General features: G+C 68.3%; 22 protein-coding genes. 15 read left to right on the top strand and 7 right to left on the bottom strand.

Annotated features, from left to right (window positions below; all coding sequences use genetic code 11):
• Positions 1–69: 69 nt before the first annotated feature.
• From GXN78_RS23280 to GXN78_RS23270, 3 genes are all read left to right on the top strand, one after another.
• Entirely contained in the window at positions 70–1,740 is a 1,671-nt protein-coding gene (locus GXN78_RS23280) for an AMP-binding protein (RefSeq protein WP_106557568.1), read from the top strand.
• Positions 1,737–2,963 carry an acyl-CoA dehydrogenase family protein gene (locus GXN78_RS23275; protein ID WP_106557569.1) on the top strand — a complete coding sequence of 409 codons (1,227 nt, stop codon included), beginning with the start codon at positions 1,737–1,739 and terminating at the stop codon, positions 2,961–2,963. The genes GXN78_RS23280 and GXN78_RS23275 overlap by 4 nt, the downstream gene beginning before the upstream one ends.
• Positions 2,964–3,074: 111 nt before the next feature.
• The gene (locus GXN78_RS23270) at positions 3,075–3,650 is read left to right on the top strand and encodes a Crp/Fnr family transcriptional regulator (RefSeq protein ID WP_164255688.1); all 576 of its coding nucleotides are present in this window, start codon (positions 3,075–3,077) and stop codon (positions 3,648–3,650) included.
• Between the two features lie 16 nt (positions 3,651–3,666).
• On the opposite strand, the gene GXN78_RS23265 is transcribed toward GXN78_RS23270, so the two are convergent.
• On the bottom strand, positions 3,667–4,668 hold the full coding sequence (locus GXN78_RS23265) for a D-glycerate dehydrogenase (RefSeq protein ID WP_106557571.1): 1,002 nt from the start codon (positions 4,666–4,668) through the stop codon (positions 3,667–3,669).
• A gap of 201 nt (positions 4,669–4,869) precedes the next feature.
• Here GXN78_RS23265 and GXN78_RS23260 point away from each other — a divergent pair, with 201 nt between their 5' ends.
• The 10 genes from GXN78_RS23260 (at position 4,870) to GXN78_RS23215 (ending at position 16,232) form a co-directional block, all read left to right on the top strand.
• Positions 4,870–6,078, top strand: coding sequence for an aspartate transaminase (locus GXN78_RS23260; RefSeq protein WP_106557572.1), 1,209 nt, complete (start codon positions 4,870–4,872; stop codon positions 6,076–6,078).
• A gap of 130 nt (positions 6,079–6,208) precedes the next feature.
• Complete coding sequence (locus GXN78_RS23255; protein WP_106557573.1) at positions 6,209–7,417, top strand: ABC transporter substrate-binding protein; 1,209 nt, start codon at positions 6,209–6,211, stop codon at positions 7,415–7,417.
• 34 nt (positions 7,418–7,451) lie between these two features.
• A complete protein-coding gene (locus tag GXN78_RS23250; protein WP_106557574.1) occupies positions 7,452–8,324 on the top strand; it encodes a branched-chain amino acid ABC transporter permease in 873 nt (290 codons plus the stop codon).
• 23 nt (positions 8,325–8,347) lie between these two features.
• Positions 8,348–9,382 (top strand): branched-chain amino acid ABC transporter permease, encoded by a 1,035-nt coding sequence (locus GXN78_RS23245; protein ID WP_239142871.1) that lies wholly within the window; start codon positions 8,348–8,350, stop codon positions 9,380–9,382.
• The gene (locus GXN78_RS23240) at positions 9,372–10,145 is read left to right on the top strand and encodes an ABC transporter ATP-binding protein (protein WP_106557576.1); all 774 of its coding nucleotides are present in this window, start codon (positions 9,372–9,374) and stop codon (positions 10,143–10,145) included. Before GXN78_RS23245 ends, GXN78_RS23240 begins: the two co-directional genes overlap by 11 nt.
• A 1-nt stretch (position 10,146) precedes the next feature.
• Positions 10,147–10,890 carry an ABC transporter ATP-binding protein gene (locus GXN78_RS23235; protein WP_239142870.1) on the top strand — a complete coding sequence of 248 codons (744 nt, stop codon included), beginning with the start codon at positions 10,147–10,149 and terminating at the stop codon, positions 10,888–10,890.
• Positions 10,891–10,926: 36 nt separating this feature from the next.
• Positions 10,927–13,017, top strand: a complete 2,091-nt coding sequence (locus tag GXN78_RS23230) for a hydantoinase/oxoprolinase family protein (RefSeq protein WP_106557577.1) — start codon at positions 10,927–10,929, stop codon at positions 13,015–13,017.
• 9 nt (positions 13,018–13,026) lie between these two features.
• Positions 13,027–14,712 (top strand): hydantoinase B/oxoprolinase family protein, encoded by a 1,686-nt coding sequence (locus GXN78_RS23225; RefSeq protein WP_106557578.1) that lies wholly within the window; start codon positions 13,027–13,029, stop codon positions 14,710–14,712.
• Positions 14,709–15,512, top strand: coding sequence for an SDR family oxidoreductase (locus GXN78_RS23220; protein ID WP_106557579.1), 804 nt, complete (start codon positions 14,709–14,711; stop codon positions 15,510–15,512). Before GXN78_RS23225 ends, GXN78_RS23220 begins: the two co-directional genes overlap by 4 nt.
• A 15-nt stretch (positions 15,513–15,527) precedes the next feature.
• Entirely contained in the window at positions 15,528–16,232 is a 705-nt protein-coding gene (locus GXN78_RS23215) for an aldolase/citrate lyase family protein (RefSeq protein ID WP_106557580.1), read from the top strand.
• 3 nt (positions 16,233–16,235) lie between these two features.
• Here the strand turns inward: GXN78_RS23215 and GXN78_RS23210 are convergent, their stop codons facing one another.
• Complete coding sequence (locus tag GXN78_RS23210; RefSeq protein WP_106557581.1) at positions 16,236–17,204, bottom strand: LysR substrate-binding domain-containing protein; 969 nt, start codon at positions 17,202–17,204, stop codon at positions 16,236–16,238.
• Positions 17,205–17,293: 89 nt separating this feature from the next.
• Between GXN78_RS23210 and nac the strand changes: the two genes are divergently transcribed.
• Both nac and GXN78_RS23200 read left to right on the top strand, forming a co-directional pair.
• Complete coding sequence (nac, locus tag GXN78_RS23205) at positions 17,294–18,217, top strand: nitrogen assimilation transcriptional regulator NAC (RefSeq protein ID WP_106557582.1); 924 nt, start codon at positions 17,294–17,296, stop codon at positions 18,215–18,217.
• 69 nt (positions 18,218–18,286) lie between these two features.
• The gene (locus tag GXN78_RS23200) at positions 18,287–19,015 is read left to right on the top strand and encodes an enoyl-CoA hydratase/isomerase family protein (RefSeq protein WP_239142869.1); all 729 of its coding nucleotides are present in this window, start codon (positions 18,287–18,289) and stop codon (positions 19,013–19,015) included.
• A gap of 36 nt (positions 19,016–19,051) precedes the next feature.
• Here the strand turns inward: GXN78_RS23200 and GXN78_RS23195 are convergent, their stop codons facing one another.
• From GXN78_RS23195 to GXN78_RS23175, 5 genes are read right to left on the bottom strand one after another with little or no spacing between them, the layout of a single operon-like run.
• Positions 19,052–20,041 (bottom strand): alpha/beta hydrolase, encoded by a 990-nt coding sequence (locus tag GXN78_RS23195; RefSeq protein ID WP_106557584.1) that lies wholly within the window; start codon positions 20,039–20,041, stop codon positions 19,052–19,054.
• On the bottom strand, positions 20,038–22,476 hold the full coding sequence (locus GXN78_RS23190) for an MMPL family transporter (RefSeq protein ID WP_106557585.1): 2,439 nt from the start codon (positions 22,474–22,476) through the stop codon (positions 20,038–20,040). The genes GXN78_RS23195 and GXN78_RS23190 overlap by 4 nt, the downstream gene beginning before the upstream one ends.
• 23 nt (positions 22,477–22,499) lie before the next feature.
• Positions 22,500–23,597: a YCF48-related protein gene (locus GXN78_RS23185; protein ID WP_106557586.1), complete on the bottom strand. Its 1,098-nt coding sequence runs from the start codon at positions 23,595–23,597 to the stop codon at positions 22,500–22,502.
• Positions 23,597–24,955: a DUF1329 domain-containing protein gene (locus GXN78_RS23180; protein WP_106557587.1), complete on the bottom strand. Its 1,359-nt coding sequence runs from the start codon at positions 24,953–24,955 to the stop codon at positions 23,597–23,599. Before GXN78_RS23180 ends, GXN78_RS23185 begins: the two co-directional genes overlap by 1 nt.
• A 22-nt stretch (positions 24,956–24,977) precedes the next feature.
• Positions 24,978–26,666 (bottom strand): DUF1302 domain-containing protein, encoded by a 1,689-nt coding sequence (locus tag GXN78_RS23175; protein ID WP_106557588.1) that lies wholly within the window; start codon positions 26,664–26,666, stop codon positions 24,978–24,980.
• Between the last annotated feature and the right edge of the window lie 21 nt (positions 26,667–26,687).

The raw sequence follows: 26,687 nt of genomic DNA, 5'->3' as shown, positions 1-26,687 counted from the left end.
CTTTGTCGTTGCAACGACAGACTTGCTCGGCGCGCAGTGAGACCATCTCGACTCTCTCCGGAGCCTTCAATGTCTCAATCGATGTTTGCGCAGGGCTTGATGCCGAGCCCTGCTAACCATGAACCGCTGACGCCGCTGTCCTTTCTGGATCGCACGGCCGACGTCTTTCCCGATCGCGTTGCCATCGTTCACGGTGACATGCGGCAGTCATGGTGCGAAACGCGCAAGCGCTGCCGCAGGCTGGCCAGCGCGCTCGTGCGGCGCGGCGTGAAGCCGCTGGACGTGGTGGCCGTGCTGGCTCCGAACACGCCGGCCATGCTGGAGGCGCATTTCGGCGTTCCCCTGGCAGGCGCGGTGATCAATGCGATCAACGTCCGGCTCGATGCCGATGCCGTGTCCTTCATCCTGCGTCACGGTGAAGCCAAGGTGCTCCTGGTCGATCGCGAGTTCGCTTCATTGGCCGCCGCGGCGCTGGAGACGGTGCCGCACAGGCCGCTGGTCGTCGACATCGCCGATGCGCTTGCGCCGACCGGCCCAACTGTCGGAGCGCACGACTGCGAAGCGTACGAAGCGTTGCTTGCCGAGGGCGATGAAGACTTCGAGGGCGTCTGGCCAGAGGACGAGCAGGCGCCGATCGCGCTCAACTACACCTCGGGGACGACGGGCGATCCCAAGGGCGTGGTGGCCAGTCATCGCGGCACGTTCATGATGAGTGTGCTGCAGATGACGAACTGGCCGCTGCCGCGGCATCCGACCTACCTGTGGGTGCTCCCCATGTTCCATGCGAATGGCTGGTGCTTCACCTGGGCGATCTCGGCGGCGGCAGGAACACACGTCTGCCTGCGCAAGGTCGCTCCGGCACAGGTCGCGCAAGCCCTGGATCGGCATGGCGTCGACCACTTCTGCGCGGCTCCCACTGTGATGGCGGGTCTGGCGGCGGAACGGGTGCAGGTGCCTGCGGGACGCACCGTTCGGGTTCTCACCGCGGGTTCGCCGCCGCCTGCGACGGTGCTGCAAGCCGTCACGGAGCTGGGCTTCTCGGTCGACCACGTGTACGGCATCACGGAGGCGCTGGGCACGCCCGTCAGCTGCGTTCCCCAGACGACGTGGGCGCAGATGGACGCCGACGCCCGGGCACGCGTGCAGGCTCGCCAGGGCGTTCGCGCAGCACTACTGGAAGGGTTGCAGGTCGCCGATCCGGAGACGGGCGTGCCCGTGCCTCGCGATGGCCGTACCCCGGGCGAACTGATGCTGCGGGGCAATTCGATCATGAAGGGCTACCTGAAGAACCCGCAAGCCACGGCACGCGCCTTCGAGGGCGGCTGGTTCCGCACCGGCGATGTCGCCGTGGTGCATCCGGACGGCTACTTCCAGATCGTCGACCGCTCCAAGGACGTGATCATCTCGGGCGGCGAGAACATATCGTCGGTGGAAGTGGAGGACCTGTTGCATGCCCATGCGGCGGTGTTGCACGCAGCCGTGGTGGCCATGCCCGACGACAAGTGGGGTGAGGTGCCCTGTGCGTTCATCGAATTGCGTCCAGGCCGGCACCCGGCCGAGGAGGAAATCATCGCCTTCGCGCGAGAGCGCATGGCGCACTTCAAATGCCCGAGGCGAGTCGTCTTCACCGAGCTGCCCAAGACCGGGACAGGCAAGATTCAGAAGTTCAAGCTGCGCGAGATCGCAGGAAGTCAGGCTGCCATCACGCGCCTGGCGGAACCGGCGAGGTCCGGCGAATGAGTTCGGGCGAGTCGGACGCGAGCTGGGCGCTGCTGCGCGTGCCGCTCCCGGCGGCGGCGGAGGAGATCCGACAAGAGGCGCGCGCGTTCGCGAACCGCGAGATCGCTCCACGCGCCCAGGACATCGATGCCAAGGGACGGATCCCTGCAGACCTGTGGCCCAAGCTCGGGGAAGCGGGGCTGTTGGGGGTCACCGTGCCGGCGCGCTTCGGCGGGGCCGGCCTGGGCTATCTGGAGCATCTGGTCGTGATGGAGGAGATCAGCCGTGCGTCCGCCGCGGTGGGGCTTTCGTACCTGGTGCATTCCCACGCCTGTACGAACCAGATCGCGTTGTACGGCACCGACGCCCAGAAGGAGCGCCTCCTGCCCGATCTCGTGAACGGAACCCGGGTGGGTGGATTGGCCATCACGGAGCCGCAGGCAGGATCCGATGCACTTGGCGCCATGGCGACGACGGCCGGGCGCATCGATGGTGGATTTGTCCTGAGCGGCCACAAGGCCTGGATCGCGAACGCGCCATGTGCCGACGTGTTGGTGGTGTACGCGCGCACCGATCGCGACGCCCGCGGCAAAGGCATGACGGCCTTCGCGCTCGAGCTTCCACGGGCCGGGGCCATTGCGCAGCCGCCGCGCGCCACGATGGGCGTGCGCGGCTGCCAGGTCGGCGATGTGGTGTTCGACAACTGCCGGGCCACTGCAGCCGACGTGCTGGGCGAGGTCGATGGTGGCGCGGCCGTGATGATGGATGGCCTGGAGCGCGAGCGCTTCGTCGCCAGCGGCGGTCCCCTGGGGCTGCTGCAATCTTGCCTGGATGCAGCACTGTCGCACAGCGTGGAGCGGCAGCAGTTCGGCCAGGCCATCGGCAACTTTCAGCTGATCCAGGCCAAGCTGGCTGACATGGTGGCCCGCACCAACGCGGCGCGCAGCTACGCGTACACGGCCGGTGTCGCCGGCGACTTTGCAAGAGGCGGTGCATGCGATGGCACGGCCTTGCTGATGTTCGCGGCCGAGCAGGCCATGGCCGCGAGCCGCGAGGTACTGCAGTTGATGGGGGCCGCAGGTTTCGCCGAGGACAGCGTCGCTGCCCGCCTGTACCGCGACGCCCAGTTCTTCACGCTCGGGTTCGGCACATCGGAGATCCGTCGCATCGTGATCGGACGGTCCCTCGCCACGCGCGCGCAGGCGCGAGGCGAGCTCATGGGTTCTGCCGATGCCGCGGCCTGAGGTCCCGGCTATGCTGGCCCTATGGACGCCTTCCTGAAAGCTTCTGGCTGGTTTGCGCAGTTGCCGGAGAGGGAGCAGGCCGATGTCGCTGCGCAGATTCGATGGCGCGAGGTGGCCGAGGGCACCTACCTGTTCCGGCAGGGCGCACCTTCCGAGTACTGGTGGGGCGTCGCAGATGGCCTGTTGAAGATGTGCAGCACCGAACCCGATGGCCAGCAGATCACGTTCACGGGTCTCTCGCGCGGCGCATGGTTTTCCGAAGGATCTGTTCTGCGGGGAGAGCCGATTCGCTATGACGTCGTGGCCTTGCGCGACAGCAGGCTGGCGGCAGTCCCTGCGGCCACGTTCTTTCGGCTCTATCACCACCACATCGGCTTCGCCCACTACCTCATCGCGCAATTGAACGACCGGTTGCAGCAGTTCGTGACCAGCTACGCGATGCAGCGTTCGTTGCCCGTCGACAGCCGGGTGGCCCGGTCCATCGCGGGCCTCTTTCACCGCAAGCTCTATCCCGGTACGGAAACCTTCCTGAAGATCTCGCAGGAAGAGGTCGCCACGCTGGCGGGCGTGTCGCGCCAGCGCTGCAGCCAGGCATTGGGGCGACTTCGGGATGCGGGCCTTCTGCGGACCGAGTACCAGGGCATCACCATCCTCGATCTCGAGGGGCTGCGACGATTCGAGGGCTGATCCTCGGTGCCATGGGTCAGCGTGCCAACGCCAGCACTTCAGGGTTGACCGGCGTCGGCGGCTTGCCGGCCCGCGGGCCGAAGCCGAGTGCGGCGATCAGGTTGTCGATGGTCAATGCCGCCATCGCGCGGCGGGTCTGCACCGAGGCGCTGCCGATGTGCGGCGTCAGCACGATGTTGGGCACCGCCAGCAGATCGGGGTGGAGGGCGGGCTCGCCCTCGAAGACATCGAGGCCGGCGGCCGCGATCGTCCCCGCGCGCAGCGCCTGCGCCAGTGCGGCGTCGTCCACGATGCCGCCGCGCGCGATGTTGGTCAGCGTGGCCGTGGGCTTCATCTGCGCCAGCTCGGCGGCGCCGATCGCGTGGTGCGATTGGGGCGAGTAGGGCAGCACCAGCACCAGGTGGTCGGCCTCCTTCAGCAGCGTGGCCTTGTCGACGTAGCGGGCGCCGCATTCCGCCTCCGCCTCGGCCGCCAGTTGCGAGCGGTTGTGGTAGATCACCCGCATGCCGAAGCCCATTGCACCGCGTCGTGCGACCGCGCGGCCGATGCGGCCCATGCCCAGGATGCCGAGCGTCGCGCCATGCACGTCGCCGCCGACGAACATGTCGTAGATGCCGGTCTTGGTCCATTCGCCGTGCCGCAGGAAGCGCTCCGACTCCGTGATGCGGCGCGCCGTGGCCATCATCAGCGCGAAGCCGAAGTCGGCGGTGGTCTCGGTGAGCACGTCGGGCGTGTTGGTGACCAGCACGCCGCGCGCCGTGCAGGCCGCGACGTCGACGTTGTTGTAGCCCACGCCGACGTTGCAGACGGCCTTGAGCTGCGGGCAGGCATCGAGGAGGGCGGCGTCGATGCGCTCGCTGCCGGTGCTCATCACCCCCTGCTTGCCCTGCAGCCGGCGGATCAGCTCGGCCGGGGTCCATACGGTGTCGGCGGGGTTGTCCTCGACGTCGAAATGCGCGCGCAAGCGTGCGGCGATGTCGGGGAAGGTGGCGCGGGTGGCCAGGACGGAAGGTCGCATCGGTTGTGTCTCCTGAGGGGCCTCCGACGGTACGCAAAGCGGGCTTGCCCACCAAGACGAGATCGCTCTGGCTCTATAGACAACGCTTATGCGGCGGCGGTGGGCCCATAAGCGGACGCGGCACCCCTAGAGCAAAGCCGTCTTGGCTTCGGCGCCGCCGCGGGCCTACCGTCGGGCTTGTCGCCACTGAAGAGGATTCCCGTGAGCCCGTCCCGCATCTCGTCGCGCATCCGCCGCATCAAGCCCTCCCCGAGCAGCGCCGCTGCGGATCGATTCGCCGAGCTGCGCAGGGAAGGGCGGGACATCGTCAACCTGGCGATCGGCGAGCCCGATTTCGACACCCCGGCCCACATCCGGCAGGCCGGCTGCGCGGCGATCGAACGCGGCGAGACGCGCTACACCCCGGTGGCGGGCACCTTCGCGCTGCGCGAGGCCATTGCAGCCAAGCTGGAGCGCGAGAACGGGCTGCGCTACGGGCCGCGCGAGATCATCGTCACCTGCGGCGCCAAGCACGCGCTGTTCAATGCCCTGTCGGTCACGGTGGAGGCGGGCCATGAGGTGATCGTGCCCGCTCCCTTCTGGGTCTCCTATCCCGACATGGTGCTGGCCTGCGACGGCACGCCGGTGGTCGTGGCCTGCCGCGAGGAGGACGACTTCCGCCTCACGCCCGAGGCGCTGGAGGCGGCGATCACGCCGGCCACGCGCTGGCTGGTCTTCAACTCGCCGACCAACCCGACCGGCACCACCTACACCGAGGCCCAGCTGCGCGCGCTGGCCGACGTGCTGCTGCGCTACCCGCAGGTGATGGTGCTGACCGACGACATCTACGAGCACATCCGCTTCGACGACGCGCGGCCCCGGCACCTGCTGGCGATCGAGCCGGCGCTGCGCGAGCGCACCCTGGTGGTCAACGGCGTCTCGAAGACCTATGCGATGACCGGCTGGCGTATCGGCTATGCGGCGGGGCCCTCGGACATCATCGCCGCGCTGGACATGCTGCAGTCGCAGTCCACCAGCGGGGTATCGTCGGTGAGCCAGGCGGCGGCCGTGGTGGCGCTGAATGCCGAGCCTGCCTTCCTGCCGGAATGGGTCGCCACCTATCGCCTGCGGCGCGACACCGCCGTGCGGATGCTCAACGCCATTCCCGGCATCCGCGCCCGCGCGCCGGGCGGGGCCTTCTACCTTTACCCCCACTGCGGCGGCCTGATCGGCAAATGCACGCCTGCGGGCAAGGTGCTCGAGACCGACAACGACGTGGTCATCCACCTGCTGGAGGCCGGTGGGGTGATGGTGCTTGCGGGCACCGCCTACGGCGTATCCCCGCACTTCCGCATGTCCACCGCCACCAGCGCCCAGCAGATCGAAGAGGGCTGCCGGCGCATCGCCGCCGCGGTCGCGCAGCTGAGCTGAGCCGCGGTGGGAGACGCCCGCATCCGCCTATCACGAACGCTTATGCGCGAAGGTGGATTCCCTATTGGGCGCCTGCGCAACGCCTTCCTATCATTCTTTCAACCCCCTTTTCATTGACTGGAGCAACGCGATGAGCAGCCACCCCACGACAACGACGACCCTGCGCGGCGCGGCCTGGATGGCCCTCGTCGCGATGTCCGGCCTTTGCGCCTTCACCTCGGCGCATGCGCAGGCCGCAGACACCTTCAAGATCGGCATCATCAGCCCCATGAGCGGCCCGAATGCGCGCTACGGCGCCTTCGCCAACAAGGGCGCGGCGCTGGCGGCCAAGGAGATCAATGCGGCCGGCGGCGTGCTCGGCAAGAAGATCGAGCTGGTGAGCGGCGACAGCCAGTGCGTGCCGGCCGAAGGCGTGGCGGCGACGCAGCGCATGATCAGCCTGGAGAAGACGGCCATCATCATCGGCGACGTGTGCAGCTCGGTGACGCTCGCGATGCAGCCCCTGGTCGAGGAGTCGAAAGTGCTGCTGGTCAACGCGGCTTCGTCCAACCCCGACATCACCCACAAGGCCGGCGTCGGCGGCTTCAAGTGGACCTTCCGCAATTACCCGACCGACGAGGTGCGCGCGGCCACGGTGCTGGAGTACGCTTCCAAGACCAAGGGCTTCAAGAAATACGCCGTGCTGTCGGTCGACAGCGACTACGGCCGCGGCGCGATCAAGTTCACCAAGCGCTATCTGCCGAAGTACGAGGGCGCGGAGATCCTCAGCGAGGACTACTACAAGGATTCCGAGACCGACTTCCGCTCGGTGCTCAGCAAGATCCGCCGCTCCGGCGCGCAGGCCATCATCCTCTACGGGCAGGCCGACACCACGCCGATCATCGCGCGCCAGATGCTCGAGCTGGGCCTGGCCGGCAAGGTGGCGCTGGTGGGCAACGGCGAGTTCAACACCAAGGAGACCATCGCCGCGGCGCCCAAGGTCATGAACGGCGCGGTCGAAGCGGCCGCCTGGCTGCCCGAGGTGCCGGCGCCGCGCAGCCTCCAGTTCGTCGCCGACTACCAGAAGGCCAACGGCGGCGAGATGCCGAACAACCATGCCTACACCCACTACGACACGCTGCAACTGGTCGCGCAGGCCATCAAGAGCGCCAACAGCCTGAAGGGCGAGGACGTGCGCAACGCGCTCGCCAAGATCAAGTACGACAGCCCGATGGGCGTGGTCACCTTCGACGACCACAACCAGGCCGTGCTGCCGATGGTGCTGCTGGAGATCACCGACGGCAAGCCGGCGATCAAGGGAACGATCACCACCAAGGTCGACTACGCCGCGCCCAAGTGAAGCGTCTGCCTGATCCGCCTGCGGGGACATCCACGTGAGCTCCTTCATCCTCGAACAGATCGTCAACGGCATCATCACCGGCTCGATGTACGCGCTGGTGGCCGCCGGCATGACGATGATCTTCGGCGTGCTGCGTGCCATCAACTTCGCCCACGGCGAGTACTACATGCTGGGCACCTTCGCGGCCTGGTGGGTCATGTCGAAGCTGGCGGCCGACTACAGCCTGGCCATCGTCGGCGGCGTGGCGATCGTGTCGCTGATCGCCGTGCTGATCGGCCGCAGCGTGATGCAGCGCCTCATCGGCCAGCCCTTCCAGGCCGGCGTGCTGGCCACGCTCGGCCTGTCGCTGATCCTGCAGAACGTCGTCATCCTGGCCTTCGGCGGCGGCTACAAGGTGTTCTCGGGCGGCTGGATCGAGCCGATCGAGATGGGCGATTTCGGCATGTCGCAGCAGCGCGTGATCCTGGTGGTGGTCACGCTCGCCGTGTTCGCCGCGCTCGAATGGATGGTGCGCGGTACCCGGCTCGGCCGCTCGATCCGCGCGGTGTCGCAGAACATCGAGTGCTGCCAGGTCAACGGCATCGACGTCGAGCAGGTGGTGCGCCGAACCTTCCTGATCGGCGTCGCCATCGCCGCGCTCTCGGGCATCCTCACCGGCCCGATCAACGTCAGCATCTACGGCGGCATGGGCGAGTCGATCACGCTCAAGACCTTTGCCGTGATCGTGATGGGCGGCATGGGCAACGTGCGCGGCACGCTGATCGCCGGCTGCCTGCTGGGCGTGGTCGAGAGCCTGGTGGCCGGCTTCATCGGCCTGCAGTACCGCGACTCGGTCGGCTTCATCGCGCTGCTGCTGATGCTCATGCTGCGGCCGCACGGCCTGTTCAGCAGCAAGGCCCGATTCTGATACCCCACCGAATGGAACGCACGATGATGTCCACCACCACGCTGGATACGCCCCGCCTGCCCGCCGCCAGGCTGGCCACGGTGAACTGGAGCGCCTGCGCGCTGGCGATGGCCGCACTGCTGGCGGCGCCGCTCTTCCTGGGCGACTACTACCTGCACGCGATGGTGCTCGCGATGATCTTCCTGCTGCCTGCCCTGGGGCTGAACCTGATCCTCGGCTACACCGGCATGCTGTCGCTGGCGCAGGGCGTGTTCTTCGGCCTCGGCGCCTACGCCTCGGCGCTGATGGCGATCCACTTCGGCACGCCCTTCCTCGTGAACTTCCTCTGCGCCGGGCTGCTCGCTGGGCTGATCGCGCTGCCGCTGGGGATTCCGGCGCTGCGGTTGCGCGACACCTCCTTCGTGATGTGCACGCTCGGCATGGTGGTGATCGCCCAGGTCGTGTCGAAGAACTGGGTCGATCTCACGCGCGGCGACATGGGCCTGTCGGGCGTGCCGCGGCCGACGCTGGGCTTCGGCGACATGGCGCTCACCATCGTCAGGGCGCCGGAGTACTTCTACCTGGTGCTGGTGCTCGCCGCGCTCGCGGTGGCGGCCTTCGTCGCGCTGATCCGCTCGCCGGCCGGCCGCTGCATGGTGGCGATTCGCGACAACGAGACGCTGGCCGAATCGCTGGGCGTGCCGACCTGGACCTACAAGCTGATCGTCTTCATGCTGAGCGCCGTGTTCGCCGGCCTCGGCGGCAGCCTCTATGCGCACTTCTCGACGGTGGTGAGCCCGCTCGTGTTCCAGGCCTACTACTCGAACACCATCCTGATCATCGTGCTGGGCGGCGGCGTCGGCAAAGTGCCGGGCGCGATCATCGGCAGCTTCGTCTTCGTGGCGGTCTCGGAGGCGCTGCGCATCACGCCCGAGCTGCGCATGGTGATCTACGGCTTCGTGCTGCTGGGCCTGGTGTTCCTGTTCCCGCAGGGGCTGGCACCGCTCTTCCACGGCGCGGCCGAGCGCATCGCGCGCATCGGGCAGGGCGGCAGCAAGGAGCAGCGCGATGTCCGCTGAGCACGTCATGCTGCGCATCGAAGGCTTGCGCAAGAACTACGGCGCGGTGGCCGCGCTGCAGGGCGTGGACATCGAGGTCCGGCGCGGCGAGGTGATGGGCCTGATCGGGCCCAACGGCTCCGGCAAGTCGACCCTGTTCGACTGCTGCACCGGCCTGCAGAAAAGCGACGCCGGCCGCGTGCTGCTGAAGGGTGTGGACATCACCGGCTGGCCGATGAACCGGATCGCGCGCGAAGGCCGGTTCCTGCGCAGCTTCCAGAAGACGGTGGTCTTCCCGACGCTGGACTCGGAAGAGAACCTGGTGCTGGCGGGGCAGATGTCGCGCTTTCCGAGCGTGCTGTCCACCTTCTGGGTCGGGCCGGCCGCGAAGCGGCGCGTGAATGCGCTGCGCGAACGCGCCCGGGAGCTGATCGAGGTGTCGGGTCTCGCGCGCGTGGCGCACCTGCCGGCCGGCCACATGTCCGGCGGCCAGCAGAAGCTGCTGCAGTTCGCCTCGATGCTGATGCCCGAGCCCGAGCTGATCCTGCTGGACGAGCCGCTGGCCGGCATCAACCCGGTGCTGATCGAGAAGGTGATCCAGTGCATAGCGCATGCCAATCAGACACTGGGCGTGACCTTCGTCGTGATCGAGCACAACACCGACGTGCTGATGAACCTGAGCGACCGCGTGGTGGTGCTGCACCAGGGCGCCAAGCTGGCCGACGACACGCCCGAAGCCGTGGTGCGCAACCCCGAGGTCATCGAGGCCTACCTAGGAGGCTGAGATGGGAGACAAGACCATGGAACTCGAAATCGACAAGCTGTACGCCGGCTACGGCCACCTGGACATCCTGCACGGGGTGGACCTGAAGATCCGCCACGGCGAATTCGTCGCGCTGCTCGGGCCCAACGGGGCCGGCAAGTCGACCCTGCTCAAGTCGCTGTTCGGCATGACCACGCACAAGGGCGGCGCGATCCGCTGGAAGGGCAAGGACATCGCCGGGCTTCGGCCGCAGCAGATGCTCGCGCACGGCATCGCCTACGTGCCGCAGGGGCGCTGCAACTTCCAGCTGATGACCATCGACGAGAACCTCGAGATGGCCGCCTACACCCTCAAGGACGGCGACCTGAAGGGCGAGCGCGAGTACGTCTACGACCTGTTCCCGATCCTGCGCAAGCGCCGCAACGAGCTGGCCGGGAACATGTCCGGCGGCGAGCAGCAGTTGCTGGAAATGGCGATGGCGGTGCTGCGCCGGCCCGAGATCCTGCTGGTGGACGAGCCCTCCGTGGGCCTGTCCCCGCAGGCGATCACGCTGGTCTTCAACGAGCTGAAGCGCCTGCACCAAGGCGGCCGAACCATCTTGCTGGTCGAGCAGAACACGCGCAAGGCGATGCAGGCGGCCGAGCGCGCCGTGGTGCTGCGCCTGGGCAAGGTGATCTGGGACAGCCCGGTCGGCGAGCTGAGCAACGCGGACCTGGGCGAGCTCTTCATGACGGGCCGGCGTGCCTCCGACGCGCAGCCGGCCTGATCGAAACGAAACCGAACATTCAAGGAGCAGAAAGGCATGAAACTGGCATTCGACACGGGCGGCACATTCACCGACTTCGCGATGACCGAGGACGACGGGACCATCCTGCTGCACAAGGTCTTGAGCACGCCCGATGCACCGGCGCGAGCGGTGCTGCAAGGGGTCGACGAGCTCCTGGCCAAGGTGCGCGAGAAGAACGCGGGCAAGGCATCGGGTGCCGGCACGCTGCAGATCCTGGGTGCCACCACGGTCGTCACCAACGCGGTGCTGGAGCGGCGCGGCGTGCAGACCGCCTTCATCACCACCGACGGCTTCCAGGACATGCTGCGCATCCGCACCGAGGGGCGCTACGACCTGTACGACCTGCGCATCCAGTACCCGGACCCGCTGGTCACGCGCGACCTGTGCTTCGGCGTCGACGAGCGCATCGCGGCGGACGGCACGGTGATCAAGGCGCTGGACGAGGAGGGCGTGCGCGGGATCGCGAGGACGCTGCTGGAGCGCCAGGTCGAATCGGTCGCGGTGTGCCTGCTGCACGCCTACAAGTACGGCCAGCACGAGAAGCGCGTGGCCGAGCTGATCGCCGAGGTGGCGCCGGGCATCTCGGTGTCGCTGTCGTCCACCGTCTGTCCCGAGGTGCGCGAGTACGACCGCGCCTCGACCACCGTCGTCAATGCCTACACGCGGCCGATGATGGTCGGCCATGTCAACCATCTCGAACGCGAGCTCTCGCAGCGCGGCGTGGAAGGGCAGCTGCTCTGGATGACTTCCAGCGGCGGCGTGGTGCCGAGCTCCGCGGCCTCGCGCACGCCGGTGCGGCTGATCGAGTCGGGTCCTGCGGCCGGCGCTGTGGCGGCCGCGGACTACGCCCGCCAGGCCGGCGAGGCGAGCGTGCTCTCCTTCGACATGGGCGGCACCACCGCCAAGCTGTGCCTGATCCCGAACGGCGAGCCGATGGTGGCCAACGACCTGGAGGTGGCGCGGCACGAGCGCTTCCGCAAGGGCAGCGGCTTCCCGCTCAAGATCCAGTCGATCCACATGATCGAGATCGGCGCCGGCGGCGGCAGCATCGCGGCGCGCAACAAGCTGGGCCTGCTGGGCGTGGGTCCACGCAGCGCCGCCGCCGCGCCGGGGCCGGCCTGCTATGGCCGCGGCGGGACCGAGCCGACGGTGACGGACGCGGACCTGCTCCTGGGCTATCTCGACGAGAAGTCCTTCCTCGGCGGCGACTTCGCGCTCGACCGGCCCGCCGCGGAAGCGGCCATGGACCGCCTGGCCAAGGAGCTCGGCATCAGCAGGGAGCGCTGCGCCTGGGGCATCCACGACATGGTCAACGAGAGCATGGCGGAGGCCGCCTCGATGCAGGCCACGGACAGCGGCGTCGACCCGCGCGCCCTGCCGCTCATCGCTTTCGGCGGCGCAGGTCCCGTGCATGCGTATGGCGTCGCGCGCAAGCTCGGCATCGGCAAGCTGATCTGCCCCATCGGCGCCGGCGTGACCTCGGCCATCGGCCTGCTGGGTGCGCCGGTGGCAGCGGACCTGTCGACCAGCCTGCCGATGCGGATCTCGGCCTGGAACCCCAGCGCGGTCAAGGTGGTCAAGGCCACGCTGGCGGAGCAGGGGCGCGAGGTCGTGCTGGCGAGCAAGGTGCCGGCCGAGCGCATCCGGTTCTCGTACACCGTGGACATGCGCCACGTGGGCCAGGGCTACGAGATCTCGGTCGCGCTGCCGGAGCTCGATCCGGAGGACCCGGGCTTCGTCGCGGAGCTGATGGCGCGCTTCCATGCCAACTACGTGGCGCTCTACGGCCGCGCGGTGACGGGCACCGAGGCCGAGGTCATCACCTGGCGCATCCGTGCCAGCGGGCCCAAGGGCGCGGTGTCGCTGGCCGGGCTGCGCGGCGAAGCGGGTGCGGTGCGCGACCCGCGCAAGGGAACGCGACCGGTCTTTTTTCCGGAACTCGGCAAGTACGTGGAGACGCCGGTCTACGACCAGTACGCGCTGCTGCCCGGCGTGCCGGTCGAAGGCCCGGCCATCATCGAGCAGCGCGAGTCGACCGTGGTCATGGGGCCGAACGCCACCGCCTCGCTCGACGAGCAGCACAACCTCATCATGCTTCTGTCCTGAAGGCCATTCATGTCCCTCCTGAAACCCGACTTCAACGACCCGATCACGCTGCAGGTGATGTGGGACCGCCTGGTCTTCATCGCCGACCAGGCCGACACGGCCCTCGGGCGCACCGCCTTCTCGCCGATCGTGCGCGAGAACCACGACTACGTGAACGTGCTCCTCGACGCCAAGGGCCGCGCGCTGGCGCAGTGCACCTGGTCGATCCCGGTCTTCATCACGACGCTGCCGATGGCCGCGCAGAACTACTTCCTCAAGGCCTTCCCGCCTGAGTCGCTGGAGCCGGGCGACGTGCTCGCCACCAACGACCCCGTGATCGGCACCGGGCACCTGCCCGACATGGTCATGCTCACGCCGATCTTCCGCAACGGGAAAATCGTGGCCTACGCCGGCAGCATCGCGCACCTGCCCGACATCGGCGGGCGGCCGCAGTCGCCGGACTCCACCGACATGTTCGAGGAAGGCATCCGCATCCCGATGCTGAAGCTGTTCAAGGCCGGCCAGCCGAACGTCGACGTGTTCTCGGTGATCGAGGCCAGCGTGCGCCTGCCGCACGAGGTGCGTGGCGACATCCAGAGCATGGTGGCGGCCAACGAGGTAATGAGCCGCGAGTTCAGCCGCTTCATGGACGAGTACGGGCTCGACGACTGCGAGGCCCTTGGGGAAGCGATCTTCAGCCGCTCGGAGCGCCACATGCGCAAGGCCATCGCGGCCTGGCCGCAGGGCAGCTACAAGGCCGACATGACCATCGATGGCTTCGAGACCGAGGTGAAGCTGTGCGTCAGCGTGGAGGTGGGCAAGGATTCGATCCATGTCGACTACACCGGGACCTCGCCCGAGGTGGCGCGGGGCATCAACGTGGTGCCGCACTACCGCGTCGCCCACAGCGTGTATGCGCTCAAGTGCCTGCTCGACCCGGACACGCCCAACAACGAAGGCTGCATGGTGCCGCTGACCGATTCCGCGCCCGCGGGCTCGATCCTCAACCCGCGGCCGCATGCGGCGGGCGCGGCGCGCAACCTGGTCGGCCACTGCATCCCGAGCCTGATCTTCAAGGCGCTGCAGAACGTGGTGCCGGAGGGCGCGATGGGCGACAGCGGCGGCGCTCCGATCTGGGGCATCAACTGCCAGGGCCAGCGCTCCGACGGCACCGCCTACGGCAGCGCGCAGAACTTCCATGGCGGGCAGGGCGGCCGCTCGTCGATGGACGGCCTGGATACGCTGAGCTTTCCGTCGAACTGCCGCGTGACGCCGATCGAGATGTACGAGCTCGCGGTGCCGGTGCTCACCGAATGCAAGGAGCTCATTCCCGACTCGGGCGGCCCCGGCAAGTTCCGCGGCGGACTGGGCCAGCGCGGCGTGATCCGCAACCTGTCCGACCGCGAGATGAACATCTACCTGAGCACCGAGCATGTGAAGCACCCCTGCCTGGGCGTGCTGGGCGGGCAGGCCGGCCGCAACGGGGCCGTGCTGCATGACGATCGGCCGGTGTTTCCCAAGGGGCGGCTGGTGCTGGCGCCCGGCGAACGCCTGACCATCGAACTGCCCGGCGGCGGCGGCTGGGGCGACGCGCAGGAGCGCTCGCGCGAGTTGGTCGAGGACGACCTGAAGCAGGGCCTGGTCAGTCCTGAAGGCGCGCGGGCGGACTACGGCTACCAGGCCGCAACCAAGCCGGCGAAGGTGGCCGCGCGATGACCGCCCGGGTCTTGGCAGGCCAGGTCGCCCTGGTCACCGGTGGCGGCTCCGGCATCGGCCGCTCGACCGCCCTGATGCTCGCGGCCGAAGGCGCGCGCGTGGTGGTGATGGGTCGCCGCAAGGAGCCGCTGGACGCGGTGGTGGCCGAAATCCGTGCCACCGGCGGCGAGGCGTGGGCTCGGCAGGCGGATCTGCAGAGCCGCGAGCAGCTGCAGGAGCTGGTGCGCTGGACCGAAGGCGAGGTCGGTGCGGTCGGTATCCTCGTCAACAACGCGGGCCTGACGAGCCGCGTGCGCAACATCCGCTGGATCGAGGCGGACGACTGGGAGTCCGCGATCTCCGTCAACCTCACGGCCGTCTACGTGCTGATCCAGGCCGTGCTGCCGGGCATGCTGGCGGCCGGCGCGGGCACGATCGTGACCGTCTCGTCGCTCGCGGCGGTGCGTCCCAACCTGCTCGGCGGAGCGCCCTACGGCGCAGCCAAGGCGGCGGTGAGCAACCTGATGGGCTTCATGCACGCCACCTTCCGCAACAACAACATCCGCTCGACCACCATCCTGCCGGGCGAGGTGAATACGCCGATCATGGACACGCGCGTGCGCCCGCCCACGGCCGCCGAGCGCGCCGCGATGGTTGCGCCCGACGACGTGGCGCGCGCCATCCTGCTGGCCTGCACGCTGCCGCAGGGCACCACCATTGAGCAGCTGGTCATCAGCCCGACGCTGGCGCGCGACCAGGGGCCCGATGTCGAGATCAGCCGCTGGCTCGGCGCGCCCGATGGCACGCCAGGCAAACCTTGAACCCGAGACAACGCGATGAGCACTTCGTCTTCATTGAAAGAACGCCTGGCACGCGGCGATTCCGTGCTGATGGTCAACCCCAACCACGTCTCCCCCACGCTGTGCGAGAAGCTGGTGCGCTCGGGTGCCGACTCGGTCTTCATCGACTGCGAGCACGGCCTGGCCAGCTTCGAGGACATCCACCACATGGCCAAGGCCGCGCGCTACGCGGGCGGCTTCGGCATCGTGCGGCCGCAGAACCAGGAGCGCTCGACCATCACGCGCTGCCTCAATGCCGGCGCCGACGGCGTGATGGTGCCGCTGATCCACACCGCCGAGATCGCGCGCCAGGTGGTGCACACCTTCCGCTATGCCTGCCCGGACGACCACCAGACCCGGCTGCTGGTCGGCATGGTCGAGTCGGTCGAGGCCGTGCAAAACCTCGACGAAATCCTGGCGGTGGAGGGCATCGACGTGTTCTTCGTCGGGCCCGGCGACCTGTCGCAGTCGATGGGCTATTCGCCCGCGGTGGCGGCGGGCCAGCGCAGGCCGCCGCCGGTGCTCGAACTGGTGGACCAGACGCTGCAGCGCATCCGGGCCGCGGGCAAGGTGGCCGGTACGCTGGTGGTGCGGCAGGACGTGGCGCACCTGGTGTCGGTCGGCGCGCAGCTGCTCTACTACCACGCCGATCCCTTCGTCGCCGAAGGCGTGGGCGCGATGCGCCAACTCAGCGCACGTTGAGCTTCAGCGCGCCGTCGCGTCAGCCTCGGGCGCGCGGATGCCGACCAGGCGCCCGTCGACGAACAGGTCGTCGATCTGCCGCCTGAGGATGTCGAGCACCGCGCGCGCCTGGTCGGACATCGGCAGATGGTCCGGCACGCACAGCGACACCGTGGCCTGCAGGCCCGGCTCCACGATCCGGCGGATGAGCGGTGGCGCGGCAGCGCTCGGCTCATGCGCCGATGCCGACGGCAGGATGGTGGCGCCGACGCCGGCTTCGATCGCCTGGCGCAAGGTCGCGGCGGACTCGATCTCGGCCGTGATGCGCGGCGTGACGCCGATGCGCGCGAAGGCTTCGTCGATCAGGCGGCGCAGGAAGTGCGTGCGGCTGGGCAGCAGCAGATCCATCTCGGCGATGGATCTGAGGGCGATGGTCTGCTCGCTGCCCGCCGGCAGCTGCATGCCCGGCGGCGCGATCAGGCACAGATCCTCCGTGAGCAGGGGCTGCAGCGTGACGCCCTTCATCGGTCCGGCCGCATAGATGATGGCCATGTCCATGCGCCCGGTCATCACCATCTCGCTGAGCACCAGGCCGAAGTTGTCGTTGATGAAGAGGTTGATCTCGGGATACTCGCGCCGCACGGCCTGCAGCAGCGGCATCGAGAGGATGGAGGCCGTGCTGTAGGTCGCCAGTCCCACCGACACGGGGCCCGAGATGAAGCTGGCTTCGCTGCGGTTCGCGAGCTCGTGCTCCATCTGCTCGAGGTGATTGAGGATGATCTGCGCGTGCCGGTAGAGCTCGCTGCCGACGCGCGTCGGCGTGACGCCGGCGTTCGAGCGGTTGAGCAGCCGGTGCTTGAAATGCTCCTCGAGCGAGGCAATGTGCTGGCTCAGCGCCGGCTGGGCGACGCGCAGCTGTTGCGCCGCAGCAGACAGGCTCTTGGCGTCCACCGCCGTCACGAAGCTCCGGAGCGTCTTGAAGTTCACTGTCATCCCGGCTGATCGTAACCCCGGTTGACGGGCCCCGCCCGGTGGCTCGATGCTTGCTTCATCCGTTTCCAGGCAGTATCGACGAGGCCACCTTGAATCTCAGGCGTTTGAAGTATTTCGTGAAGATCGTCGACGTTGGAAGTCTCACGCAAGCGGCGGAAGTGCTCCATGTCGCGCAGCCGGCGCTGAGCCAGCAGCTCGCAACGCTGGAAGGGGAGTTCAAGCAACAGCTGCTGCTGCGCACGCAAAAGGGCGTGATGCCCACCGAGGCCGGCAAGGCGCTGTATCGCCACGCGCAGATCATCCTGCGGCAATTCAACCAGGCGCAGGCCGACGTCCTCAATGCCGGACGCACGCTGTCGGGGCAGGTATCGGTGGGCATGGCGCCGGGCACGGCCGCGTCGGCGCTGGCCCTGCCGTTGCTCAGGACGGTGCAGGGGCGCCATCCGAAGATCGTGCTTCACATCAACGAGAACTTCGGCACCACGCTGTGCGAGGTGGTGCGCAACGGCCGCATGGACATGGCCGTGCTGTACGGCGGCGGACACGCCATGCAAGGGCTTTCCTTCGACCCGTTGCTGACCGAGGATCTCTTCGTCGTCGCGCCCGAAGGCCTGCTGCGCAAAGGCGGCGACGTGGCGCTCGCGGACCTGGGCGGTGTGGATCTCCTGCTGCCCTGCACGAACAACCAGCTGCGCCGCTACGTGGACCAGGCCTTCGCTTCGGCGCAGGTCGTGCCCCGGGTGGTTGCGGAGATGGAATCGTCGAACACGCTCGCTGCCGCTGTCGGCTCCGGCGTTGGCGCCACGATCCTGCCGGTGTCGGCAGCCCGGGCGGTCGCCGCGAGCGCAGACCTGGACCTGCACCGCATCGTCTCGCCGCCCATCGAGGTGCCGCTGGCGCTGTGCGAATCCGACCATCTGCCGCTTTCCGAGCCGGCCCAGGTCGTCAAGGCCATCCTGCTCGAACTGGTGGGGCAGCTCGAGCTCGACGTCGGGCTGCACACGCTGCATTGACGGACCGTCAACAAAGGAGACCGCATGGCTTGGGCTATCGAGGTAGTGGACGACTGCGCAGTCGTTCGCATGAATACCAACAAGGTCAATGTGCAGAACGATCAGTTCTTCGCGGACCTGCACGTAGCCTTCGATCGGCTCGAACGCGAGTTCGGCGATCTGCCGGTCGTGCTCACCGGCCAAGGCGATGTCTTCTCTGCAGGTATCGACTTCAAATACAGCTTCGAGATTTTTGGCAGCGGGAGCGAAGAGAAGGTTCGCGACTGGTATCGGGCATACCGGGAAACCAACCTGCGAATCTTTCAGTATCCGAGGCCTACGGTCGCGGCGGTGAACGGACATGCCATCGCTGGCGGGCTGATCACCGCGCTGGACTGCGACTTCCGGATCGCCGCGCGAAAGCCGGCACGCTTCGGACTGAACGAAGTACCCATCGGCATCCCGATGCCTGCGGCCTACGTCGAGATCATCAAGTACGCCCTGGGCGATCAGGTCGGCGCTCTGGCGACACTGCGTGGCAAGCTCTATGGGCTGGAAGAGGCGCAGCGCCTCGGGTTCTTTCACGAGGTCGTGGAACCCGATCGACTGCTTGAGACCGCGATCGACTACGCCAAGTGCATCACGCCTGACTGCAACACGGCCTACGCCATGTCCAAGAAGGCGCTACAGGATGGCGTGATGAAACAGATTGCAGAGCGAACGGTGAGCCTGGACGAGCACCTGCCTGCCGGTATGAGCGATGAAGGCAATCGTCGCGCGCAGGATCGGCGCCGCCAAGAGATCATGCACAAGCGGTAGGCGCGCCAAGTTGTCGACCTGCGCCCAGTCGAGCATCTAACAATGATCGGGGTGGGAGTGGAGCGCCAGTTGCGAGCGCAGCCACGCGGCCAGGTCGGCCATCACCTGCGTGCCCAGCGGCGACACCGCGGTGAAGTGAATGCAGGCGTGAATGGCGCCGGCATAGCGGCGGTGCGCGGTCGGCACGCCGGCCTGCGCGATGCGCAGCGCCAGCGCGTGGCCTTCGTCACGCAGCGGGTCGTGGCCCATGGTGGCCAGCCAGGTGGGCGGCAGCGTGTCCAGTGCCTGCGCGTGCAGCAAGGCGAAATCGGCGTGCCGCGCCAGCGCCTGGCGCCCACCGAGGTAGCAGTCGATGAACCATTGCATGACGCCGGTGGTGAGGAACTTGCCCTCGCCGTTCTCGACCATCGAAGGGCTCGGTTCGCTGTAGTGCTGGGCAACGGGATAGATGAGGCCCAGCGCACGCGGCGCGATCGCGCCGGCGGCACGCAGCGCCGCCACGGTGGCGAGCTGCGCGCCCGCGCTGTCGCCGGCCAGCGCGATGCGCGACGGGTCGGCGCCGAGCTTGCGCGCGTGCGCAGCCACCCAGCGCAGCGCACAGGCCACGTCGTCCACCGCCGCCGGGAAGGGATGCTCGGGCGCCAGCCGGTAGTCCACCGCTACCACCACGGCGGCCACGTCGTGGCACAAGGTGCGGCACACCTTGTCGTGGGTCTCGAGGTCGCCGATCACGAAGCCGCCACCGTGCACGTAGAGCAGCAAGGGAAGCGGCCCTTCTGCATCGGGCTGGTAGATGCGCAGCGTCAACGGGCTGCAGGGTCCGTCGATGACACGGTCGTTCGCCGACGCGATGGCCGGCGCCGGCAGGCCCAGGCCGGCGGCCAGGTCGCGGTAGATCTGGCGTGCCACCGGCAGCGGCAGCGTCTCGAGCGGCGGGTTGCCCTGCGCAGCGGCCTGTGCCAGGAAGCCGGCCAAAGCCGGGTCCAGGGGGGCCGTTTCGAGCACGGCGGCGATCGGATCAGTCATTGCTGTGTTCCATGAAGTCGATGAAGAGTTGTCGGGTGTGCGAATCCCGTGCGCTGCAACGGCGCGCCCGGCCGCAACAGGAAATAGCCCAGCGCGGGCAGCAGCACCAAGGCGCCGACCATGTTCCACACGAACATGAAGGCCAGCAGGATGCCCATGTCGGCCTGGAACTTGATGGGCGAGAACGCCCAGGTGCCCACGGCCAGCGCCAGCGTGATGCCGGTGAGCATGACCACCCGGCCGGTGAAGCGCAGCGCGTGCGCATAGGCCTCGGCCAGGCTCGCGCCTTCGCGCATGCGCGTCAGCGTGACGCTGAGCACGTACAGCGCGTAGTCCACGCCGATGCCCACCCCCAGCGCAATCACCGGCAGCGTGGCGACTTTCACGCCCATGCCCAGGCCCACCATCAGGGCCTCGCACAGCACCGAGGTCAGCACCAGCGGCAGCACCGCCACCACCACGGCGCGCCAGGAACGGAAGGTCACCCAGCACAGCAGCACCACGGCGGCGTAGACCCACAGCAGCATCTCGCGCATCGCCTGGTGCACCACGATGTTGGTGGCCGCGGCAATGCCGGCGCTGCCGGCGGCCAGCTTGAAGCTGACTTCGGGCGTGTTGTTGGCGGCGGCGAAGCGCTCGACCTCGGCCGTCACCCGTGACAGCGTCTCGGCCTTGTGGTCCTTCAGGTAGACGTACAGCGCCAGGAACGAGCAGCTCTGGTTGAACAGCTCGCGCGGCGCGCGCGTCTGCACGCCGCCCAGCGCGCCCTCGTTGGGCAGCAGGTCGTACCACTTGAGGTTGCCCTCGTTGTAGCCCACCATCGCCAGCTTGGACAGGGCCGCCATGGAGTTGGTGGACTCCACGCCGGGCAGTTGCTCCAGCCGCCAGGCCAGTGCGTCCATCTTCGCCAGCGTGCCGTAGCGCGTGCACTGGTCCACCGGCGTGGTGGCCATGACGGTGAGGATGTCGGTGCTGGCGGCATAGTGGCCGATCAGGTAGTCGTTGTCCCGGTTGTAGCGCGCCTCGCGCCGCAGCTCGGGCGCACCCGGGTCCAGGTCACCGATGGAAAGATGCATGCTCACCGCGAAACCGCCAGCGGCAAGCAACCCACCCACGGCGACCGCGCCAACGGCCCAGCGCCGCGTGGTGAAGCGCTCCAGCAGCGACCACAGGCGCGAGCGCTGCGCATCGGGCGCGGTTTCCAGGCGCAGGCTGCGCGCAGCTGCCTTGGGGCTCACGCCCAGGTAGGACAGCAGCACCGGCAGCAGCACGAGGTTGGTGAAGATCAGCGCGGCCACACCGATGCTGGCGATCAAGGCGAGATCCTGGATGACCTTGATGCGGATGATGACCAGCACCGCGAAGCCCACCGCGTCGCACAGCAGCGCCGTGAGGCCGGCCACGAACAGGCGCCGGAAGGTGTAGCGCGCCGCCACCAGCCGGTGCGTGCCGCGGCCCACGTCCTGCATGATGCCGTTCATCTTCTGCGCGCCGTGGCTCATGCCGATGGCGAACACCAGGAAGGGCACCAGCACCGAATAGGGATCGAGCTCGTAGCCCAGCAGCGCCAGCAGCCCGAACTGCCACACCACCGCCACCAGCGAGCAGGCCACCACCAGCGCCGTGCTGCGCGCGCAGCGCGTGTAGCCGTACAGCACGGCACTGCAGATCGCCAACGCGAGCAGGAAGAACAGCAGCACCTGGTGCAGGCCTTCGATCAGGTCGCCCACCACCTTGGCGAAGCCGGTCACGCGGATCTGCAGCGCATCGCTGTCGTACTTGCCGCGCAGCGCTTCGATCCGGCGCGACAGCTCGCCGTAGTCGAGGGCCTGGGCGGTCTGCGGATGGCGGTCCAGCAGCGGTACGAACACGATGCTGGACTGGAAGTCGGCGGCCACCAGCTGGCCGATCTCGCCCGAGCGTTCGACGTTGGCGCGCAGCTCGGCCAGGCTTGCGGGCGAGCCGTCGTAGGCGTTGGGAATCACAGGGCCGCCGTCCAGCCCGTCTTCGGTGACCGCGATCCAGCGCGTGTTGGAAGTCCACAGCGACTTCATGAAGGGCCGGTCCACGCCCGGCATCAGGAAGATCTCGTCGTTGATCTTCTGCAGCGCATCGAGGTAGGCCTTGTCGAAGATGGTGCCCTGGCGCGCCTGCACCACCACGCGCATCGCGTTGGCCTGGCCGCCCAGGTCGCCCTTGTGGGCCAGGTAGTTGACGATGTAGGGGTGGCCGGTGGGGAGCGTTTTCTCGAAGCTGGCATTGAGCTGCAGCTTGAGCGCCTGCCAGCCCAGCGCCGCGGTGAGCAACAGGCACAGGGCCAGCACCCAGGGGCGGTGATTGAACAAGGCGCGCTCGATGGCCGAGCCGGAGCGCGCGTCGAAGTCTTCGATGCGCGCCACGACGGTCTGCGCGCTGGAGGGGGAGTCGGTGTGCATGGGGCGTTGAAGCGGTTCTTTTTTCAGTCGAGCGCCGGCGCGGGCAGACGGCGCATGCCGCGCAGGCTGGCCAGCACCAGGGCGCCGTCGGCGGCCACGGCGATGCCGGCCACCGGCATCGGCTCGCGCGAGGGGATGCGGCGCAGCGCGGCCGTGTCCTGGCGTGCCAGCAGCAGATCGCCCGCCTGCGTCGCCAGCACGAAGCCGCCGCCCGGCAAGGCCGTGCCCGCGGCCACGGTCAAGGGCGTGGCGCTGTCCAGCTTGTCCCAGTGCGCGCCATCGTCGCCGGAGCGAAAGGCCGAACCGCGCAGGCCGTAGGCCACCAGCGCACCGCCACGCGTGCGCAGCAGGCCGAAGAAGCTGCCCTTGTAGGGCGAAGGCAGCGGCACAAAGCTGGCGCCGGCATCGACGGAGCGCAGCAGCAGGCCCTGCTCGCCCGCGACCACCAGCGTGCCGCCGGCCGCGCGCACGCCGTACAGGTGCAGGCTCCCGGGGTTGGGCAGCCGCCCGAGCCAGGGCTCCCAGCGCCGGCCGCCGTCTGCCGTGGCGAACATCAGGCCATACGCGCCGATGGCGAAGCCGCGCTCCGCGTCGGTGAATTCGAGGTCGAAGAAGGGCTTGTCCGCGCCCTCGCGCACCAACTGCTGCGCCTGCTTGATGGCGGCAGCGTCGCCCGTGCGCTGCGCCGCCGTTTCGACCAAAGCCGCCGCGGCCAGGCCATCGAGCTGCATCTGCCAGCTCTGCCCGCCGTCATCGCTGCGCAGCAGGGTGCCCAGGTGGCCCGCCGCCCAGCCGGTGCGCTCATCGACGAAGCACACGCTGGTGAGCGTGGCCTGCAGCGGCACCCGGGCCTGTGCCCAGTGCGCGCCGTGGTCGTCCGACAGCAGCACCGTGCCGCGTTCGCCCACGGCCACCAGGCGTGTGCCTGCACGGCCCACGGCCAGCATGGCGGCGCCCAGCGCCTTGGGGGTGAGCACCGCCGGCGACGACAGCACAGCGGGCGCGGCCGATGCGGTGGGTGCGGCACGGGCGCGCATCGGCAGCAGCGCGGGCAGCGCACAACCGGCCAGCCCCGCCGCGGCGGCGCGCCGTGTCAGCCCGAGGGATGCCGCAGCGGCCATCAGCGTCCGCCCTCGTTGGCCAGGGCTTCCGGGCTGAAGAAGGTGCGCGGAATCGGCGGCAGCACCTCGTACTGCTTGCGCAGCTCGTTGGAGGCCATGTTCAGGTAGTAGGCGCCGGTCTGCATGTCATAGCCGCCCCACAGCAGGAAGCTGGTCACCGCCGGGATGTCCGGCGCGGTGAGCATCAGCGAATAGTTGGTGCGCCACAGCTGGCCGTTGGCGTCCCAGCCGTCGAACAGCACGATCTGCCAGGAGTCTTCGTCGATGTAGTACTTGCGCTTGGGCACGACGTGGCGCTTGCCGGCCGCCAGCGTGGCCTCCACTTCCCACACGCGGTGCAGCTCCCAGCGCACCTGCGCCGGGTTGAGCGTGTTGGGCGTGACCAGCTCGTCCACCTTGGCCGCGGCTGCGCGGTTGTTGTTGTAGGGGATGTAGATTTCCTTCTTGCCCACCAGCTTCAGCTCGTGCTTGTCGATCGGGCCGAACAGGTTGAAGGCTTCGTCGAACAGGCCGATGCCCGAGGTCACCGAGTCGGGCGTGTCGTAGGCGACCGAGGGCGCCTTGCGCACGCGGCGCTGGCCCACCAGGTACTGCCACAGGCCGCGTGGCACCGACTCGCTCATGCCGTCGTGCGCCAGGATGGCCTCGCCGGCCTTGGAGCCGGGCTCGGTCACGAGGAACTTGCCGAACTGGTAGTAGCCGTCGAACTTGTCGGCGCTGCCGTCCTTGTCGTAGTAGGCCTGGCGCACCGTCTGCACGCCGCCCGAAGCCATTGCACGCCGGCCGTCGGAGGTCACCACCCACACGCGCACGGGCATGGCGTAGTTGCCGCCCTTCCACGCCAGGCGGTGGTTCCAGATCGCCTCGTAGCCGTCCTTCGGAATCGGGAACGGAATGCCGCCCCAGGCGCCTTCCACGCCGTGGCCGCCATCCACCGTCTTGGCCTGCGTCGCGTTCCTGAAGGTGTTGTCGTACACCGATTGCGGCGCCGCCGCGCTGCGGTGCGTGGGATAGACGTCGATGCGGAAGTCGGGGTACTTCTTCATCAGCGCCTGCACGCCGTCGGTCAGTTTGTCGGCGTACTGCGCCATGTTCTTGGCGTCGATCGACAGCAGGGGCTTCTCGCCCGCGAAGGGGTCGGGCCGCACGTCGCCGTTCTTGTAGCCGGGCGGCGCCTTGGCCAGGCCGCCGTCCCAGGCGGGGATGGTGCCGGCCTTGTTGCCGGCCTTCTCCGCGCCCACCGGGGTCAGCGTGGACTTGAGCTTGGCGGCCTCGTCCGCGCTGACGGCGGCCTGGGCCGAAACGGCGGACGCCAGCAGGGCGGCCAGCAGCAGTGATTGTTTTGCGGTCTGCATCATGGTGTGTCTCGATGGGTTTTTGTCAGAAGGTGCGGGAGACGCTGAGCGACAGGTAGTTGCGGTCCTTCAGCGTCTGGCCAAAGGACAACATGCGCGTGGGCGTGCGCGCGTCGGCGACCGTGAAGGTGTTCTCGCTGCCGAAGAAGGCCGTGTAGCTGAGGGCGATGTTCCAGGTGTTCTGGTACTTGCCCTTGATGCCGAGCGTCACGTCGCCCGCGTTGGAGGCGCCGCCCGCGAAGTTGAAGATCGCCGAGGAGCGGCCGCCGAAGTTGTAGCCCAGGCCCATCGGGATCGACAGGTCCAGGCCGGGCAGCACCTGGAAGTACTGCGGCTCGAAGATCATGCGGAAGGCGGCGGCCGAACGCGTGGTGTTGGGGTCCAGCCCGCCGAAGCCGGTCGTGCCCGGGTTCTTGGTGATGCTCATCACGCGGTTCCACGCCAGCTCGGCCAGCACCACGCCGCCGTCCCACAGGCCGGACTTCTTCAGCACGTAGATGCCCGACAGGTTCAGGTGAGCCGTCTTGCCGATGGCATAGCACGGGTTCGCCGCCATGCCATTGCAATTGATCGGCGGCATGAAGGGCGCGCCGCCCAGCACGGCCGGGTCGCTGGTGAGCGGCGCGTCGGCGCGCATCGAGCCTTCGAGGGCCCAGTTCAGCTGGCCGATCGACGAGGTGACGCTGGCGCCCACGGTCTTGATGCCCTTGGCGTAGACCGTGTGCGCGTTGCCGTTGACCAGGTCGAACACCGGCACGGCCGGCGTCTTGTCGTTGTAGCGCGCCGCATAGAAGCCGTACTCGAAGGCTCTGCCGGTCGGCGACCAGCGCAGCTGCGCGCCGAACTGGCTGCTGTTGCCGGGCTTCTGGTCCTTGCTGTTGTCGGTGATCAGCACCGGCGGCAGGGGCGGGCCGAAGTACACGCGGCCGCCGCCGATGTAGTCCTGGTTGGAGAAGTAGCTGCCGACCCCGGGGATCTTGCTGGGCCGCCACTTGAGTTGGTAGTAGCCGCCCAGCGTCAGGCCCTCGGCCAGCTGCAGCGTGCCGGAGATCTGCTCCACCGGCAGCAGCACTTCCTTGAACTGCCAGTTGGGCACCGAGGCGATCTTGGCGATGTCCACCGGCCCTTGCGCCGCGGCGATGCCGTTCTGGCCGAAGAACAGGCTCTCGCCGTATTGCAGCGCGTGCTTGCCGATGCGAATGGAGGCGGGCATGTCGCCGAGCGATCCCTTGGCATAGACGAAGGCATCGAGGAACTGGTCGCTGCGGCCGTGCTGGCTTCGCGTGGCAGGAAGGAACTCGTTGGGCGCCTGGCCCGGCTGGTTGCTCACGCCCAGCGAGCCGTCGTTGGCGTTGGTGCCCAGGTACTTGGAGTCGTACCAGGCCGCGTGACTCAGGCGCAGGCCCCAGTTGCCGTGGTTGTAGTCGAACTCGGTGAGCAGGTCGAAGCGGTTGGAGACCACGCCCTTCCTGAAGTTGGCGTCGCCATCGTTCTCGTTGGCCACGCCGCCGTCGCCGCGCGCCGCGGGTGAGGTCAGCGTGGGCGAAGGGTTCTTCAAGCGATACGCCAGGCTGTACTTGGGCGTGAAGTCCAGCCGGATCTTGGCGTCGGGGTCGCTGGACTCCAGTTCGATCGCCAGCGCCGGCAAGGCGCAAGCCAGGGAGCAGGCCAGCACCAGCGCTCGCGGGCGGAAGGGAAGGGATGCGAATGTCATTGTGTCTCCTCGTCTCTCTCT

The sequence above is a fragment of the Variovorax sp. WS11 genome (genome assembly GCF_010499245.1).
Taxonomy (GTDB): domain Bacteria; phylum Pseudomonadota; class Gammaproteobacteria; order Burkholderiales; family Burkholderiaceae_C; genus Variovorax.
Note: the sequence above shows the minus strand (reverse complement) of the source record. Positions and strands in the feature narration are given on the sequence as shown.

What these genes read in the sequence shown, in the direction of transcription:
- GXN78_RS23230 (WP_106557577.1), top strand. Translation starts at nt 10,927, where the DNA reads ATGAAACTGGCATTCGACACGGGCGGCACATTCACCGACTTCGCGATG.
- GXN78_RS23240 (WP_106557576.1), top strand. Translation starts at nt 9,372, where the DNA reads ATGTCCGCTGAGCACGTCATGCTGCGCATCGAAGGCTTGCGCAAGAAC.
- GXN78_RS23200 (WP_239142869.1), top strand. Translation starts at nt 18,287, where the DNA reads ATGAATACCAACAAGGTCAATGTGCAGAACGATCAGTTCTTCGCGGAC.
- GXN78_RS23225 (WP_106557578.1), top strand. Translation starts at nt 13,027, where the DNA reads ATGTCCCTCCTGAAACCCGACTTCAACGACCCGATCACGCTGCAGGTG.
- GXN78_RS23280 (WP_106557568.1), top strand. Translation starts at nt 70, where the DNA reads ATGTCTCAATCGATGTTTGCGCAGGGCTTGATGCCGAGCCCTGCTAAC.
- GXN78_RS23275 (WP_106557569.1), top strand. Translation starts at nt 1,737, where the DNA reads ATGAGTTCGGGCGAGTCGGACGCGAGCTGGGCGCTGCTGCGCGTGCCG.
- GXN78_RS23190 (WP_106557585.1), bottom strand. Translation starts at nt 22,476, where the DNA reads ATGCACACCGACTCCCCCTCCAGCGCGCAGACCGTCGTGGCGCGCATC.
- GXN78_RS23175 (WP_106557588.1), bottom strand. Translation starts at nt 26,666, where the DNA reads ATGACATTCGCATCCCTTCCCTTCCGCCCGCGAGCGCTGGTGCTGGCC.
- GXN78_RS23185 (WP_106557586.1), bottom strand. Translation starts at nt 23,597, where the DNA reads ATGGCCGCTGCGGCATCCCTCGGGCTGACACGGCGCGCCGCCGCGGCG.
- GXN78_RS23235 (WP_239142870.1), top strand. Translation starts at nt 10,147, where the DNA reads ATGGGAGACAAGACCATGGAACTCGAAATCGACAAGCTGTACGCCGGC.
- GXN78_RS23180 (WP_106557587.1), bottom strand. Translation starts at nt 24,955, where the DNA reads ATGATGCAGACCGCAAAACAATCACTGCTGCTGGCCGCCCTGCTGGCG.
- GXN78_RS23265 (WP_106557571.1), bottom strand. Translation starts at nt 4,668, where the DNA reads ATGCGACCTTCCGTCCTGGCCACCCGCGCCACCTTCCCCGACATCGCC.
- GXN78_RS23210 (WP_106557581.1), bottom strand. Translation starts at nt 17,204, where the DNA reads ATGACAGTGAACTTCAAGACGCTCCGGAGCTTCGTGACGGCGGTGGAC.
- GXN78_RS23255 (WP_106557573.1), top strand. Translation starts at nt 6,209, where the DNA reads ATGAGCAGCCACCCCACGACAACGACGACCCTGCGCGGCGCGGCCTGG.
- GXN78_RS23195 (WP_106557584.1), bottom strand. Translation starts at nt 20,041, where the DNA reads ATGACTGATCCGATCGCCGCCGTGCTCGAAACGGCCCCCCTGGACCCG.
- GXN78_RS23220 (WP_106557579.1), top strand. Translation starts at nt 14,709, where the DNA reads ATGACCGCCCGGGTCTTGGCAGGCCAGGTCGCCCTGGTCACCGGTGGC.
- GXN78_RS23245 (WP_239142871.1), top strand. Translation starts at nt 8,348, where the DNA reads ATGATGTCCACCACCACGCTGGATACGCCCCGCCTGCCCGCCGCCAGG.
- GXN78_RS23215 (WP_106557580.1), top strand. Translation starts at nt 15,528, where the DNA reads ATGAGCACTTCGTCTTCATTGAAAGAACGCCTGGCACGCGGCGATTCC.